This is a genomic window from Streptomyces sp. NPDC028305, assembly GCF_055569495.1.
On the sequence record NZ_JBVHTN010000008.1, the window covers coordinates 479,098 to 492,381 of the forward strand.

15 protein-coding genes and 4 pseudogenes are annotated in these 13,284 nt (G+C 71.9%); 5 read left to right on the top strand and 14 right to left on the bottom strand.

Annotated features, from left to right (window positions below):
• Positions 1 to 160 precede the first annotated feature (160 nt).
• A complete protein-coding gene (locus ACZ4WQ_RS35425; protein ID WP_311726978.1) occupies positions 161 to 1,618 on the top strand; it encodes an LVIVD repeat-containing protein in 1,458 nt (485 codons plus the stop codon).
• Here ACZ4WQ_RS35425 and ACZ4WQ_RS35430 read toward each other — a convergent pair.
• From ACZ4WQ_RS35430 to ACZ4WQ_RS35455, 6 genes are all read right to left on the bottom strand, one after another.
• Positions 1,609 to 2,322: a TetR/AcrR family transcriptional regulator gene (locus tag ACZ4WQ_RS35430; RefSeq protein WP_398376377.1), complete on the bottom strand. Its 714-nt coding sequence runs from the start codon at positions 2,320 to 2,322 to the stop codon at positions 1,609 to 1,611. The genes ACZ4WQ_RS35425 and ACZ4WQ_RS35430 overlap by 10 nt on opposite strands.
• A 135-nt stretch (positions 2,323 to 2,457) precedes the next feature.
• Entirely contained in the window at positions 2,458 to 3,189 is a 732-nt protein-coding gene (locus ACZ4WQ_RS35435) for an HAD family hydrolase (RefSeq protein ID WP_398376379.1), read from the bottom strand.
• Between the two features lie 82 nt (positions 3,190 to 3,271).
• On the bottom strand, positions 3,272 to 3,934 hold the full coding sequence (locus ACZ4WQ_RS35440; RefSeq protein ID WP_311726830.1) for a phosphatase PAP2 family protein: 663 nt from the start codon (positions 3,932 to 3,934) through the stop codon (positions 3,272 to 3,274).
• A gap of 44 nt (positions 3,935 to 3,978) precedes the next feature.
• A complete protein-coding gene (locus ACZ4WQ_RS35445) occupies positions 3,979 to 4,449 on the bottom strand; it encodes an NUDIX domain-containing protein (RefSeq protein ID WP_311726829.1) in 471 nt (156 codons plus the stop codon).
• A gap of 82 nt (positions 4,450 to 4,531) precedes the next feature.
• Positions 4,532 to 5,467, bottom strand: coding sequence for a M56 family metallopeptidase (locus tag ACZ4WQ_RS35450; RefSeq protein ID WP_385344575.1), 936 nt, complete (start codon positions 5,465 to 5,467; stop codon positions 4,532 to 4,534).
• A gap of 92 nt (positions 5,468 to 5,559) precedes the next feature.
• The gene (locus ACZ4WQ_RS35455) at positions 5,560 to 6,171 is read right to left on the bottom strand and encodes a DUF5134 domain-containing protein (RefSeq protein ID WP_358845822.1); all 612 of its coding nucleotides are present in this window, start codon (positions 6,169 to 6,171) and stop codon (positions 5,560 to 5,562) included.
• 150 nt (positions 6,172 to 6,321) lie between these two features.
• Here ACZ4WQ_RS35455 and ACZ4WQ_RS35460 point away from each other — a divergent pair, with 150 nt between their 5' ends.
• Positions 6,322 to 6,453 carry a hypothetical protein gene (locus ACZ4WQ_RS35460; RefSeq protein WP_468022707.1) on the top strand — a complete coding sequence of 44 codons (132 nt, stop codon included), beginning with the start codon at positions 6,322 to 6,324 and terminating at the stop codon, positions 6,451 to 6,453.
• Here the strand turns inward: ACZ4WQ_RS35460 and ACZ4WQ_RS35465 are convergent.
• A complete protein-coding gene (locus ACZ4WQ_RS35465; RefSeq protein ID WP_468022708.1) occupies positions 6,428 to 6,883 on the bottom strand; it encodes a hypothetical protein in 456 nt (151 codons plus the stop codon). The two genes, ACZ4WQ_RS35460 and ACZ4WQ_RS35465, sit on opposite strands and share 26 nt — an antisense overlap.
• Between ACZ4WQ_RS35465 and ACZ4WQ_RS35470 the strand changes: the two genes are divergently transcribed.
• Entirely contained in the window at positions 6,882 to 7,352 is a 471-nt protein-coding gene (locus ACZ4WQ_RS35470) for a hypothetical protein (RefSeq protein ID WP_398376385.1), read from the top strand. The two genes, ACZ4WQ_RS35465 and ACZ4WQ_RS35470, sit on opposite strands and share 2 nt — an antisense overlap.
• Here the strand turns inward: ACZ4WQ_RS35470 and ACZ4WQ_RS35475 are convergent.
• The 4 genes and pseudogenes from ACZ4WQ_RS35475 to ACZ4WQ_RS35490 form a co-directional block, all read right to left on the bottom strand.
• On the bottom strand, positions 7,344 to 7,895 hold the full coding sequence (locus tag ACZ4WQ_RS35475) for a GNAT family N-acetyltransferase (RefSeq protein WP_398376387.1): 552 nt from the start codon (positions 7,893 to 7,895) through the stop codon (positions 7,344 to 7,346). The two genes, ACZ4WQ_RS35470 and ACZ4WQ_RS35475, sit on opposite strands and share 9 nt — an antisense overlap.
• Positions 7,896 to 7,929: 34 nt before the next feature.
• Complete coding sequence (locus ACZ4WQ_RS35480; RefSeq protein ID WP_398376389.1) at positions 7,930 to 9,072, bottom strand: winged helix DNA-binding domain-containing protein; 1,143 nt, start codon at positions 9,070 to 9,072, stop codon at positions 7,930 to 7,932.
• Between the two features lie 184 nt (positions 9,073 to 9,256).
• Entirely contained in the window at positions 9,257 to 9,790 is a 534-nt protein-coding gene (locus ACZ4WQ_RS35485) for a flavoprotein (RefSeq protein ID WP_385344557.1), read from the bottom strand.
• Positions 9,787 to 10,064, bottom strand: a pseudogene (locus tag ACZ4WQ_RS35490) (helix-turn-helix domain-containing protein); the annotation flags it as partial. The gene ACZ4WQ_RS35485 and the pseudogene ACZ4WQ_RS35490, both read right to left, overlap by 4 nt.
• Positions 10,065 to 10,264: 200 nt before the next feature.
• On the opposite strand from ACZ4WQ_RS35490, the gene ACZ4WQ_RS35495 reads away from it, so the two are divergent.
• Positions 10,265 to 10,846: a hypothetical protein gene (locus ACZ4WQ_RS35495; protein WP_311726822.1), complete on the top strand. Its 582-nt coding sequence runs from the start codon at positions 10,265 to 10,267 to the stop codon at positions 10,844 to 10,846.
• 34 nt (positions 10,847 to 10,880) lie between these two features.
• Here the strand turns inward: ACZ4WQ_RS35495 and ACZ4WQ_RS35500 are convergent.
• Together ACZ4WQ_RS35500 and ACZ4WQ_RS35505 are read right to left on the bottom strand one after the other, a co-directional pair.
• A pseudogene (locus tag ACZ4WQ_RS35500) lies at positions 10,881 to 11,052 on the bottom strand (helix-turn-helix domain-containing protein); the annotation flags it as partial.
• A 201-nt stretch (positions 11,053 to 11,253) separates the two neighbouring features.
• Positions 11,254 to 11,543: pseudogene (locus tag ACZ4WQ_RS35505) on the bottom strand (transposase); the annotation flags it as partial.
• 7 nt (positions 11,544 to 11,550) lie between these two features.
• Between ACZ4WQ_RS35505 and ACZ4WQ_RS35510 the strand changes: the two are divergent.
• A pseudogene (locus tag ACZ4WQ_RS35510) lies at positions 11,551 to 11,862 on the top strand (transposase); the annotation flags it as partial.
• A gap of 455 nt (positions 11,863 to 12,317) precedes the next feature.
• On the opposite strand, the gene ACZ4WQ_RS35515 reads toward ACZ4WQ_RS35510, so the two are convergent.
• On the bottom strand, positions 12,318 to 13,202 hold the full coding sequence (locus ACZ4WQ_RS35515; RefSeq protein ID WP_311726821.1) for an NmrA/HSCARG family protein: 885 nt from the start codon (positions 13,200 to 13,202) through the stop codon (positions 12,318 to 12,320).
• Between the last annotated feature and the right edge of the window lie 82 nt (positions 13,203 to 13,284).

Here is a 13,284-nt window from a genome sequence, read left to right on the forward strand (position 1 = left end):
GAGAATCTTCGTTACATATTCATTGCCGACTGTTGGTCTGTACATGAAACAAGCCATACTGCCCACGACTCAGGTCCACGCATCGTTCAACCCGAACGTGAACCAAGGGAGGACGCAGTTGAAGCCGTGGCACAGATTCCAGGTGCGCCACAGATCCCCGATGCGGCCCCGGCACTTCGGTACAGCCGTCGTCGCCTTCGGCCTCCTCGCCTCGCTGTTCGCCGCGAGCCCGGCGGCCGCGACGCCCGACCCCGGCGCCGACCCCAAGGGCAAGCGGGTAACGGAGGATCAGGCCGCTGACGTCAAGGCGGCCATCAAGAGCGGCGAGATACCCGGCGTGGACGAGGTCGTCCACAGCGACAACGTCAGCCATCTGACCAACATCCCCAAGCAGGCCCTCAAGGGCACCAACTCCGACCTGGCCTTCCAGGGCAAGTACGCCTTCGCGGGCAACTACGACGGCTTCGTCATCTACGACATCAGCAACCCGAAGCAGCCGAAGACCGTCAGCCAGGTGCTCTGCCCCGGCTCCCAGAACGACATCAGCGTCTCCGGGAACCTGCTCTTCCTGTCCACGGACTCCTCGCGCAGCGACAACTCCTGCAACAGCACCACGCAGCCCGCCACGGAGAAGTCGTCCTGGGAGGGCATGAAGGTCTTCGACATCACCGACAAGACCGCGCCGAAGTACGTCGCGGCCGTCGAGACCGCCTGCGGCTCCCACACCCACACCCTGGTGCCCGAGCGGCAGAACGTCTACATCTACGTCTCCTCGTACTCCCCGGACGCCACCTTCCCGGACTGCCAGCCGCCGCACGACGGGATCTCCGTCATCAAGGTGCCGCGCAGCGCCCCCGAGAAGTCGGCCGTCATCGACTTCCCGGTGCTCTTCCCGGACGGCGGCAACCCGGGCGCTCCCACCAACCCGGGCGTGTCCAAGACGACCGGCTGCCACGACATCACCACCTTCCCCAAGCTGAAGCTGGCGGCGGGCGCGTGCATGGGTGACGGCATCCTTCTGGACATCGCCAACCCGGCCAAGCCGCGCGTCATCGACCGGGTCGAGGACAACGTCAACTTCGCCTTCTGGCACTCGGCGACCTTCAACGAGCGCGGCGACAAGGTCGTGTTCACCGACGAGCTCGGCGGCGGCGGGGCCGCGACCTGCAACGCCGAGGTCGGCCCGAACCGCGGCGCCGACGGCATCTACGACATCGTCGGCAAGGGCGACCGCCGCAAGCTGGTCTTCCGGAGCTACTACAAGATCCCGCGCCACCAGGCGAACACCGAGAACTGCGTCGCCCACAACGGCTCGCTGATCCCGGTCAAGGGCCGCGACATCATGGTCCAGGCCTGGTACCAGGGCGGCGTGTCCATCTGGGAGTTCACCGACTCCGATCACCCCAAGGAGATCGGCTACTTCGAGCGCGGCCCCATCTCCACCGAGACGCTGGTCGGCGGCGGCTCCTGGTCCGCGTACTACTACAACGGCTACATCTACTCGAACGACATCGCCAAGGGCTTCGACGTCCTGAAGATCGACGACCGGCGCACCGACAGCGCCCGGTCGGTGCGGGTGCCCGAGCTGAACGTGCAGACGCAGCCCGACTACCGCTGACCACCCGCCCCGGACGACCCCAGGTCGTCCGGGGCGTCCTGGCTGTCCTGCCCGTCTCGCTCGTCCTGCTCGTCCTGCTCGTCCGTCCCGCCGGGCCGTTCCGCGCCCGGCGGGCGGCCCAACTCCCACTCCAGCCCGTAGCGGTTGAACAGCTCCGCCCGCAGCCGCTCGACCGGCATCGGAGCCCCCGGCAGCAGCAGCGCGACCACCGCGCCCATCAGCTGCGCACGTAACAGCGGGTAGTCCGCGTCCGGGTCCGGCGATCCGTACCGCACCATCGTGTCGCGCAGCAGCAGGGCCAGCCGCTGCTGCTCGGGGCACTGGATGAACCCCTCGGCCGTCAGAATGCCCGCCATATGCGTCCGCATCAGCAGCGGACGCTCCACAGCGAGCCCCAGGATCGCGTCGATCGCCCGCGCCAGCCACTCGCGGCCCGCGCCCTCGCCCTCCGGCCGCGGCTCCCGCTCCAGCCCCTTGGCCAGCTCCAGGTGCATCAGCCGGTGCACGGCCGTCTGGAGCAACTGGCGCTTGCCCGGGAAGTAGTACGAAACCAGACCGCGCGCCGCCCCGGCCCGGTCGGCGATGTCGGCGAGAGTCGTCGCCTCGTAGCCGCGCTCGCCGACCAGATCGACCGTCGCCTGAAGCAGGCGCTCCTGGGACCGGCGGCGCAACTCCTCATTGACCGAAGGGCTGCGGGGGGACATGCTGTAACTCCTGCGTTGACTGGCTCATGGCCAATATACTCAGTGCGGTCTCGGGTTGTCCGCCATCCTGTGCCCTGGGCGGCCCCGATGCTCCGCCGGTTCGGGCGACGCGGGGGATCGTCCGAATCGGCGGTTTCACCGCGTCTGTGACCGGGTGTCACGGCGTCTGACCGCGCCCGCGAGGTCGAGCACCGGCCGCAGCCCGTCAGGGCGGCGCTCCACCGGCAGATGGTCCACCAGATGCACCCGGCACCCCAGCCGCGCCGCCCCCGCGTCCGCCCGCCGGTCGTCCCCCACCATCACGGCGTCTTCCGGGGCCAGCCCGAGCGCGTCGCACGCCACCCGGAACAGCCGGGGGTCGGGCTTCTGGACGCCGTGCTCGAACGACAGCACATAGGCGTCCACGAACTCGTCAAGACCGTGCGCCCGGAACACCGGCCGCAGATCCCAGCCGATGTTGCTGACCACCGCGATCCGCACCCCGCGCCGCCGCAGTTCGCCCAGCACCTCGGCCGCGTCGGGGTACGGCCGCCAAGCGGCCGGCTGCATGTGGCGGTCGTACAGCGCGTCGTACAGCTCGGGGTCGGGCAGCGGCACCTCCCGGGCCAGCCCCGTGAAGGCGGCACGGTGCTCCTCCGCGCTGCGGTCCCGCGTGCCCCACACCTCGCTCAGGTGCGGCGGCACCGCCAGCGGCGGCGCACCGCCCGGCAGCGCCCCCGCGTCCTCCAGCCGCCGGGCGTACCGCAGCAGGTCCTCCTCCGGGAGGACCGCGCCCGAGGCGTCGAGCACGGCCCGCAGCCAGGCGTCGGTCGGCTCGATGCGGAAGAGGGTCCCGGAGAAGTCGAACAGCGCGCCCTTGATCGTCATGCCCCCATCGTTCCAGGCCCGCGGCCCAGGTGGTGCCCGCTCGGCCGATGCGGGTGGGCCCGCGCTCGCCGCCGGAGACGGGTCACTCCTCGGCGCGCTCGTCCTCCCGGTCCGGCGGGTACGGGTACGTGGCCGCCGCCGCGTACACGAGGGCGGCGCCCAGCAGCCAGCCGCCCAGCACATCCGTGGGCCAGTGCACCCCCAGATACACCCGGGTGAACCCCACCCCGGCCACCGACACCACGGCCAGTACGGTCGCGGCCCGCAGCCACGCCGCGCGCGCCCCGCACAGCGTCATCACCCACAGCAGCAGGCCGAACGCGACGGTCGCGGTGAGGGCGTGGCCGGACGGGAAGGCGGCGTAGTGCGCCGAGTCCACCGGGTTCGTCCAGTGCGGGCGCTCCCGGCCGACCGCCGCCTTGATGCCCTGCTGGAGCGCCGTCCCCGCGGCGGCCGTGGCCGCGATCCACATCGCGAGCAGCCACATCCGTCGCCACAGCAGCCATCCGGCCAGCAGCGTCAGCCCCGCACGCATCGTCCAGGGATCCCACACCCAGTCGGTCAGCACCTTGTTGGCCTCGGTCCAGCCGTGGTGCGTCACCGCGGTCCGGTGCAGGGCTTCGGCGATGTCCCCGTCCGCGTCCACCAGCGGCCCCCAGCCGGCCGCGACCGGCACCAGCAGGATCACGAAGAGCGCGGCGAGGACCGCGGCGGTGCGTACGGCATGGAGCTTCGACACATGCATGAGTCGATGATCGCGCACCGGCGGGCGCGGGGGGCGGCCAGGGCCTAGCCTCGCAGGGCGCGGAAGAGGTCGAGGGTCGCCGCCAGCTGCGAGTGGCACGGGGTGGGCAGGTCGTCCGGGGCGAACCAGCCGAGCGCGTCGAACTTGTGCGGCTCGCCGATGGCGACCCGCGCCGGGTCCACCTCCACGGCGCACACCACGGCCACCCAGTGGGAGACGGGATCGCCGCGCAGAATGTTGCGGACCCCGAGGGTCTCGACCGTGAGGGCCTCCGCGGTGTACTCCTCACGGACCTCACGCGCGACGGCCGCCTCGAACGACTCGCCGTGTTCGAGCGCCCCGGCCCCCGTGTCCCAGGTCCCCGGCTCGTCGCGCGCCGCCGCGCCGCGCCGGGCCAGCAGGATGCGCCCCGCGCCGTCGTGGCACACGAAGACACACGAGACGGTGGGGGCCGTCAGCGCCCGGTCGCCGGGTCGCTCGGCCGGTGCGGGGGTCGTGCACGTGGTGCGGGTCATGTTGCTCAGGCCTTCCCGGGTAGGTGACAGCGCGCGACTGTAGCCGCGGGCGCCCCGCCCCGGCGAAGGGTTTACGCCTGGCTCAGCCCAGCACCCGCAGCGCCGGGACCAGCGTGACCACCAGCGGCACGACGGGGACCAGCGCCGCCGCGGCCGTCAGCCGAAGGCGGCGGGCGGGGGAGAGCCGCGCGGCGGGGGCGAGCAGCCGGTCCACCCGCTGCGGGACCTCCGCGAGCTGGGCCGGAACGGGCCCGAACACCCCCCGGTGCTCGTTCAGTTCGACCAGCGCGAGCGCGGTCGTCAGCCGCCCGAAGCGCCGCGAGGCGGAGTCGTCGGCGGCCAGCTCCACCAGCCGGTGCACCTGGTCGCGGAAGGCCGCGAATACCGGCACCTGAGGAAAGCCGGTGGCCAGCGCGGCCGAGCAGTGCAGCAGCCAGTGGTGGCGGGCCCGGGCGTGCCCCTGCTCATGGGCCAGAACGGCATCCAGCCGACGGCCCTTGAGGCGGCGCAGCGCCGCCGTGGTGATGACCAGCCGGGGCGGAGTGCCCGGCAGCCACCACGCCTCGGGCCGGTCGCCCTCCAGCACCACCAGACGGTCCCCGGCGGGCTCCTCGCCGGGCAACGCCGGGCAGCGGTCGAGCAGTTCGGCCCGCCGCTGCTTGCGCCGCGCCCGCGCGCGCCCGATCTCCCGCGTCAGCATCACCGCCGTCCACACCGCGCCGCAGGCCAGGACGACGGCGACGGGGGCGGCCCAGGGCCCGTACGCGGACAGCGCGTACGCCTCCACCACGCCCTGGGGCGCGGGGGCGAAGACATTCCCGCGCACGGCCTGGGACGCGGCCGCCGCGGTGAGCGCCATGGTCAGCCCGCAGCACAGCAATACGGCGACCACCACGCACTGCCACACCCACAGGGCGAGCACGGGTTCGCGGTCGGCCCAGTCGGACCGGGCCAGCAGGCGGGGCGCCATTGCCGCCGCCAGAGCGCCGAGGCCCATCAGCGCGAGCGGGACCATCATGGCGTCACTTTAGTGAGCGCGAGGGCGAGGCGGGTACGGTCCGGTGGCCGGAAGTGACGTACACCACGGCCGCGGGACGGTTCCGGGGGCGCTCAGAGGGTCAACAGCATCGCGGACATCCCGATCGCCATGGACAGCCTGCACGCGTCGGCCAGTTCGGGCCGCCGCGACCAGGCGGGCCGCCCGGGGTCGCCGCCCGCCCCGGCGCCCGCGGTGGCCGTGGCCGCCGGGACGAGCCGGCGCGTCGCCGACCACACCACATACACCGCGAAGTACGCGAGCAGCACGCCCGTGAGCGGCGGCACCCCGCCAGGCGCCCGCCCCTCCGCCCCGTGCCCGGCGTGGCCGTGGGCCCCCGCCGGGCCGCTCACCGCCATCGCGAGCGCCATGTAGACCATCGCCAACGCCCCCACCGCGTGGTGCAGATGATGGCCCAGGTCCTCGCCACCGCGCCGCGCGGGCAGCAGCGCCCGTACGGCCGCCACGGCGAACACCGCCGCCAGGACCGGCGGGCCCCAGGGCCGGGGGTCCAGCGCCGCGGCGGGCACCGCCATCACCGCCATGCCCCACCCCATCAGCGCCTCGGCCCCCGCGGCCCGCCGCGGCAGCCCGGGCGGCTCGCCGCGCATGCGCAGCAGGCAGTACGACCCCGTGGCCGCGCACAGCGCGACCAGCAGCCAACCGGCGAGCGGCGGTCCGTGCACGGCACCTCCCGGGACGGACGGATCCCCCCGAGGTTGCCCGGCACCGGCCCGGCACACGGGAGCGCACGGGGGCAACGGGGGAGCGCGGCAGGCCGTCCCGCAGCCGTGATCTTGACCTCGCGCGCACTCCAGGTCCTAGCGTCCCGGGACATGACGACCGAGCAACACAAGATCGGCAGCGGCTTCGGCGCGCACGTCATCGTCCCGGCGCGCAGGACCGCCGCGGCGGGCCGGCTCTGGGCGCTGTCCGGCGATCTCACGGGGCTGGATTCGTTCTCGTAGCCCCCGAGGCGCGGTGTGCCGACGATGCCCGCAGGTCGCCCAGCCACCGTCGGCACAGCTCGGCGGTGACGGGCTCGCACAGCTCGGGCGTCGAGATCTCGAACAGGAACTGTGTCAGCAGGTCCTCGTGTCCCGCTTCGAAGTCCACCCACTCCTCGAAGTGCACCGCCTGGGCCCAGTCCACGAGTTCGCGCGGACTCGCCGTCCCATCGGCGACCCTCGCGGCGGCGGCAGCGGCGTGGGCACGGGTGAAGGTGACGGTCGTGGTGCCGCCGTCGCGCCGTACGGCCCGGACGAGCCGGGCGGTCTCGCCACGCCAGTGCACGAGGTCTTCCAGGGCCCCGCCCACCATGCCCCCTCCACAGATCCGTGCCGCCTCGGCGGAAAGCGGGTGGCGGCGCGGCGAGCCCGTGCCTGATGATCGAGCCATGGACGCCGTCGTTCAATGGGTACGCACCGAGTGGACCAAAACCTCCCGCGGCGGCCCCGAAGCCGCCCGGAGGAACGCGGCTCCCCTCGCGTTTCCGCTGCCGCCCGGCCTGGCGTCGGCCGTGCACGAGGTCGTCATGCGGGAAGCCGACGCCTTCGAGCCCCACACCTCCGTACGGGAGCTCCCCGACCCCGGAGTGGCGCTCCAGGAGGCCGGGGGCCTGCTGCGGGTCCGTCCCCCTGAGGCGTCGCTGTTCAGCATGCCCCGCCGGCATCGCCGCCCGCCCGCGGTGCGGCTCGGGCCGGGGGAGTGGCTGCGGTGGCGGATCAACTACCGCTTTGTCGGTTTCTGTGGCGGTGAGTGGTCCTACCGGCTCGACACTCTCAACGTCGCCTACGGCCCCGCCGCCCCGGATGTCTTCCTCGGCTCGCCGACCCGGCGCGTCGACGAACGCGCGTATCTACGCTGACGGTGTCCGTGTCCGTACGTGCAGATGGCCGTCGCCCGGGAACGCGGGCGGTGCCGCCGGCAGCAGCCTGGCCAGTTCGTACCCGCACTTGTGCGCGACGCCGCATGACGCCGCGTTGTCCACCTGGTGCAGCAGCTCGAGTCGCGTCAGTCCGTCACCGGCGAACGTGGTGAAGGCCCAGTCGGTCAAGGCCCGCAGCGCACTGGAAGCCACTCCGCGACCACGCGCGTGCGCCGCGCTCCAGTAACCCACCTCGGCCGAGGCGCCGCCAGGGGTGACGTTCTTGAGCACCACATGGCCCGCCAACCGCCCCTCGGACGACGAGGCCCGGGACTCCACAACGGCGAACGCGAAGCGGTGCCCGGCCGCCCGGCCCCGCTGCTGCTCCTGAATCCAGCGCACCGCGCCCGCCTCGTCGTCCACGGGCGTGTTCGTCCAGCGTCGCAGGGCGGGGTCCTGGCACAGCCCGACCAGATCGGCAGCGTCCGCGGGGTCCCAGGGGCGCAGCACGAGAGCGGGCGCCTGGGTGGTGATCCTGTCCATCGGCCGAGGATAAGCGGTGCCGCGGGTGGCGGACCTAGCCGGGGAGCAGGCGCACCTGGGCGCCGGAGAGCTTGGCCCACCAGTGGTCGTAGCGGCTGTAGGGCCGGGGGTCGCGGTCGGCCAGCAGGGCCGTCAGGGAGCGGGCCTCCGCGGCGAGGCCGTCCCATGCCGCGGGCGGGAGTTCATGGAAGGCCGTCGCCTCGATGCCCCCGTCGACCGGCCGCCACACGCCGGCGACATAGCCGTCGACCAGCAGTGTGGGCAGCACATCGCCGTTGTTGCGGATCACCACCCGGCGGTAGTCCGGAGGAATCACGCGGCCGCGGTCGGCGTACGCGAGCAGGATGCTGTCCCACATCGCCATGAGCCGGGGCGGGGCCGGGGTGTCCGCGGGCGGGCGCGGGGCGCCGGGGAGGTCGAACAGCGCGGTGCCGTCGGGCCCTCGGAGCTCCTTGACGGCGCCGTCGAGCGCGCGCAGCGCCTGGCGTATCGGCGTCCGCTGGACCATGGCGAACTGCGCCATGTCCGCCACCGACGCCGGACCGAACCCCTCCAGATAGCGCAACAGAAGGCCCCGCAGCGCCTCCGGTGATATCTCCCGCCCCCTGGCGGAAAGGGCGCCCGTCTGCGCCGCGCGGAAGGACGGCCGCCAGCCGAAGGACCACGGCCCGCCGGTGACCGCGTGATGCAGGGGCGCATAGCCCTTCAGCCCCCACCACGCCCCGGCCTTCTTCTCGACGCCCAGCCGCTCCTCGAGCCACGCCTCCATCTCCGCGGCCGTTCGCGGCCGCTCGGCGAACGACAGCAGCCCCGGGAGTAGTTCATGGGCGTCCGCCGGGGTGAGCCCGGCGGCGGCGAAGCGATAGCCGAGCCGGGAGCCGTACAGGGTCGGCTCCATCGCCTCGCGGAAGCCCTGGTAGTCCTCGGCGTGGACCGCGTGCAGCGTGATCCGCATCAAGGTCGCCTTGACGACCGCACGGTCGGCGAACGCGGCGTCGAGCTCCGCCGGAGCGAATCCGGCGAGCCGGTTCCACAGCGCGACGTACGGCGAGGCGGCGTGCTGGGCCTGGAGCGCGACGACGCGGCGGACGGCGTCGACGGTGCCCAGTGACTCCCGCCGCAGCAGCAGTTGACGGCCGAGCGTGGCCCGGTTGAGTGCGCGCGCAGTGATCTCCACGGCCGACGATTGTGCCGTGCGACGCCCGGCCGCCGCCAGTGCCGTCCGGCAGCGGTACCTCGTCCGCCTGCCGTATCCGCGGCTGGGCTGCCCAAGCATGATCGCGTGCGCGATCACATCGGGGACTCCCGCCAGGACGATCGCAGCGGTGTGGCTGCCGGTCGGCTGCGAACCCTTTCCGTGCTCACCGCACCTTGCGGATGAGCAGCTCCACCGCTTGCTCCCACCGGAACGCGTCCCGTCCGCCGCCAGCCCTCGGCTGGTGCGGCTCGTAGTCGGCGATCAACACGCCCATCCCCTGTAGCCGCTCCAGGCTCTGCTGGTACGCGGGGTGGGCGGACTGTGCGGCGTTCAGATAGGGCAGGACGGCGGTCGGGATGCCCAAGCCGTACGCCTCGCACAGGATGCCCAGGGCCAGAGTGTCCGAGATCCCGGCGGCCCACTTGTTGATCGTGTTGAAGGTCGCCGGGGCGACGGCGATGGCGTCCGGCGGAGGGAGCGGGCGCGGGTCACCGGGCGAGCGCCAGGCGGAGCGGATCGGATAGCCGGTCTGGGCCTCGACCGCTTGGGGGTCGATGAAGCCCAGGCCCTGCGGGGTGGCGATGACACCGACGTCCCAGTCCCGCTCCTGTGCCGCGGTGATCAGCTTGCCGACGTCACCGGCGATCCCGGCCGCACAGACGACGACGTAGAGGAACGGCTTACTCCGCTCACTCATGCAGGCACTCCCAGTTGTCGGCTGAAGTGATGCAGCTCGGGCACGGCTCGGCGGCGGTCACGGGCGGCCAAGTCAGCCACCAGCTCACGCACTGCCGGCCGCCGGATGTCCTGGGCCGCGCAGCATTTAGCGACCTGGAGCGCTCGGCAACCGTCGGCGATCCTGCCCGCTGACTGTACGCACGGGCGGCGTCCACCCACAGGGCCGCGCGCCGTTCGGGGACGCGGATCGGTCGCCGCGTGAGCGGTCGGGCGGTCTCCGGGGCGGTGCCCGAGTATCGCCGAGGGCGACGGCCCGGCAGTTCCCTGGGACGGGCCCACTCGTTCGGAGGCGTACATGGAAACGCACCGACTCAGCTTCGTCCCCCGGCACCGCCTACTCGCGGCCTTACGCCAATGGGGACTACAGGCTGACAGCGACGTACTCCACTCGATCCCCCTGCCTACCGTCCCCCGGTGGCCTACCGTTCCACCCATGACCTCGATCAGCCCCGAGAACCCGCTGACCTCAGAAGACGCTGAGGGATTGCTCGCCATGCTCTCTGCCCGAGTCGAGATCAAGCCAGGCATGAGCGAGCGGGAGCTCGACCAGATCGAGGAACGCTGGGGGTTCCGTTTCGCTCCGGAGCACCGAACGTTGCTGGGTGCAGGACTGCCGACGGGTAGCGGTAGCTGGCCCGACTGGCGGGACGGTCACGCGGGCGACCTCGCGGAGAGGTTGGCCTGGCCGATCGACGGCGTGTTGTTCGACGTGGAGCACAACGGCTTCTGGCATCCGGAGTGGGAATTACGGCCAGCGGGCACCCAGGACGCCTTGGCGATGGCTCGCACCTACTTGGCCAAGGTCCCGGTGATGGTGCCGATCTACTCCCACCGGTATCTCCTGGCGGACCCAGACCGCACGGGCACGCCCGTGTTGTCGATGTATCAGGCAGACATCATTTACTACGGCACTGACCTGGTCGACTACTTCCATCACGAGTTCGGTCGGCCGGTTCCGACACCGAAAGACCACGCGTACCCCACGATCCCGTTTTGGTCCCACTTCCTGGGCTGAACAGCCCCGAGAGGACTGGCCCAGCTCTCGCCCCACCGCCAGCGCCCCACCGCCAGCGCCGCACCGACCCGCGCCGTCACCCGAAGATCCCGCGCGACGGCGTCGGTCTTCTCCCCGCAAGCGAACCGCCCGGCCGCCTCCAAGCGCACCCGCTCCCGCTTCTGCTGATCCCTTGGCGTCAGTCCGCCCCCGTGCGCGTACCGCATGACGACGTCGTACCGAAACGATCAAGAACCATCACTGCCGGCGGATTCCACCAGTTCAACCCGAGTAATCGCTGGCGCAACCGTGGTCGGCCCACTCGTCGAGGAGGCGGTCAGGCTGCCCATCGGTGTCGCCATCGGCCAAGGAACCCAGTCCGGTCGCGCAGATCGAATACAGGTCGCAATCCACACTAAGACCGTGTCCTATGTGGTGAGGCGGACGAGTCGCTTGTAGCAGCACAGGGCGGCGGCGAGGCCGAGAAGGCCAGATAGTTGCGGGGATTGCGTTCGTAGCGAGGGCTGAGTCGGCGGTGGCCGGATAGCCAGGACATTGTGCGCTCGATGACCCAGCGGCGGAGCCCTAATCGTTCACTGGACTCGATGCCTTTGCGGGCGATGCGTACTCCGATGCGCTTCCATCGCAGCCATCTGCGCAGGTCGGCCCTGTCGTAGGCTTTGTCGGCGTGCAGGCGCTGAGGCTTGAGATACCGGCCTGGGGTGATGACTGCTGCGCTTGTCGAACGGTTGGCGCCGGAAGACCTGTGGGAGTTGCTCCAGCGGGTGGTCCCGCCGGCTCCGCAGTGTCCGCAGGGTGGAGGAGCACGCCGGCGAGGACCGCGAGGTACTGGCCGCGATCATCTTCGTGGCCCCCTCGGGGTGTACCTGGAACCAATTGCCGCCCGGTTTGAGTCTGTCGGGAGTGACCGCCTTCCGTCGATTTACTGAGTGGACCGAGGCCCGGGCGTGGGCCAAGCTCCACCGCCTGGTCCTGGACTCGGCTCCCGGGGCGGGCTGGACCGGTCTCGCTGCGCCAAGCCCACCCGCACCCGCGAGAATGGTTCGACGCGACAGATCCGGACGAGTGGCCACTTCGGTGCCTCCATCAGGTGACTGCTGAGCCGGCGTGGGCGGAAGCCATTCGGCGAGGGAACCTAGCGTCGCTCAGCGACCGGCGCGTGAACCCGAGTAGAACGGGCCACAATCCGAGAACCGACGCGCACCCGGCCGGGGTAGCGGACTTCCGGATTCCTTCGGAGGCGCTGGTACGCGTCGAGGGGTAACTGCCGGAGGTGCAGGCGGCCTTCGGCGGTCCATGTGCTCCGACCAAGGAAAATTCGTGATCAGCACGAAGGCCGTGGGGATGAGTATGTCGCACCCTGCCGTTCGACAGGAGCCGTTCACGAAACTGCCTTGCTTCCTGGACGAGTTCGGTTCCGCGTGGTTGTGCGGCCTGCGGCCTGCGGCCTGCGGCCTGCGGCCTGCGGCCGTCAGGCGCGCGCCGTCGTGAAGGCCGCGGCGCCCTCGCGGTCGAGCCAGGTGGCGAAGTCCATCAGGCCCGGGTGCTCCTCGCGCAGCGCGTCGATGTCGGCATGCCAGCCGCCGCCGTGGTTGGCGAAGTCGTAGCCGGCCACGGCGTCGGCGTCGCGGCCGGCCAGCGCCTCGCGCGGGATATGCCGGTAGGTGATGGGCCGCCGCAGTGCCCGCTCCATGGCTCGGACGATCTGTGGCATGGTCAGTTCGTCCCCGGCCAGTTCGATCGTCCGGCCGGTGTATTCGGCCGGACGGGTGAAGGCCAGCGTGGCGAACGCGCCGATGTCGGTGGCCGCGATGAGTTGGACGGGCACGTCCGGCAGGATGACGTCGGCCAGCATGCCGTCGCGCACGCCCATCTGCGGGTGGACCTGGTTGTCCATGAAACGGACCGGCCGCAGCGCGGTCATGGGCAGGCCCAGGTCGCGGCCGTACCGCTCCAGGGTGTCCTTGGTCTGCCAGCGCGCGATGCCGTGCGAGGCGTCGGCCGCGCCGACGGAGGCGTACACGAAGCTGCGGACGCCGGCCGCGGCGGCGGCGTCGGCGACGTTGCGGCCGTAGCGGAGCTCGTCGTCGATGGCGAAGCCGGGCGGCGTGCCGGGGTAGCCGAGGGTGGGCTGGACGCTGAAGACGCCGTCGACGCCGCGGGTGGCCGCGTCGAGCGAGAGGCGGTCGTCCATGTCGCCGCGGACCAGCTCGGCGCCGGCGGCGGCGAGCGTCCGCGCGGCGGGGGTGCCGGGGTCGCGGACGAGAGCGCGGACCCGCTGCCCGGCGGCCAGCAGGCCGCGGGCCGTGGCGCCGCCCTGGGCGCCGGTGGCGCCGGTCACGAGAACGGTGATCATGTTTCCTCCCGGTGGCGGGGTGCCGAGAACCGGGGATGCTCCCCGGTTTCCGTCGGGTACGATACGGGGACAGTCCCCGATT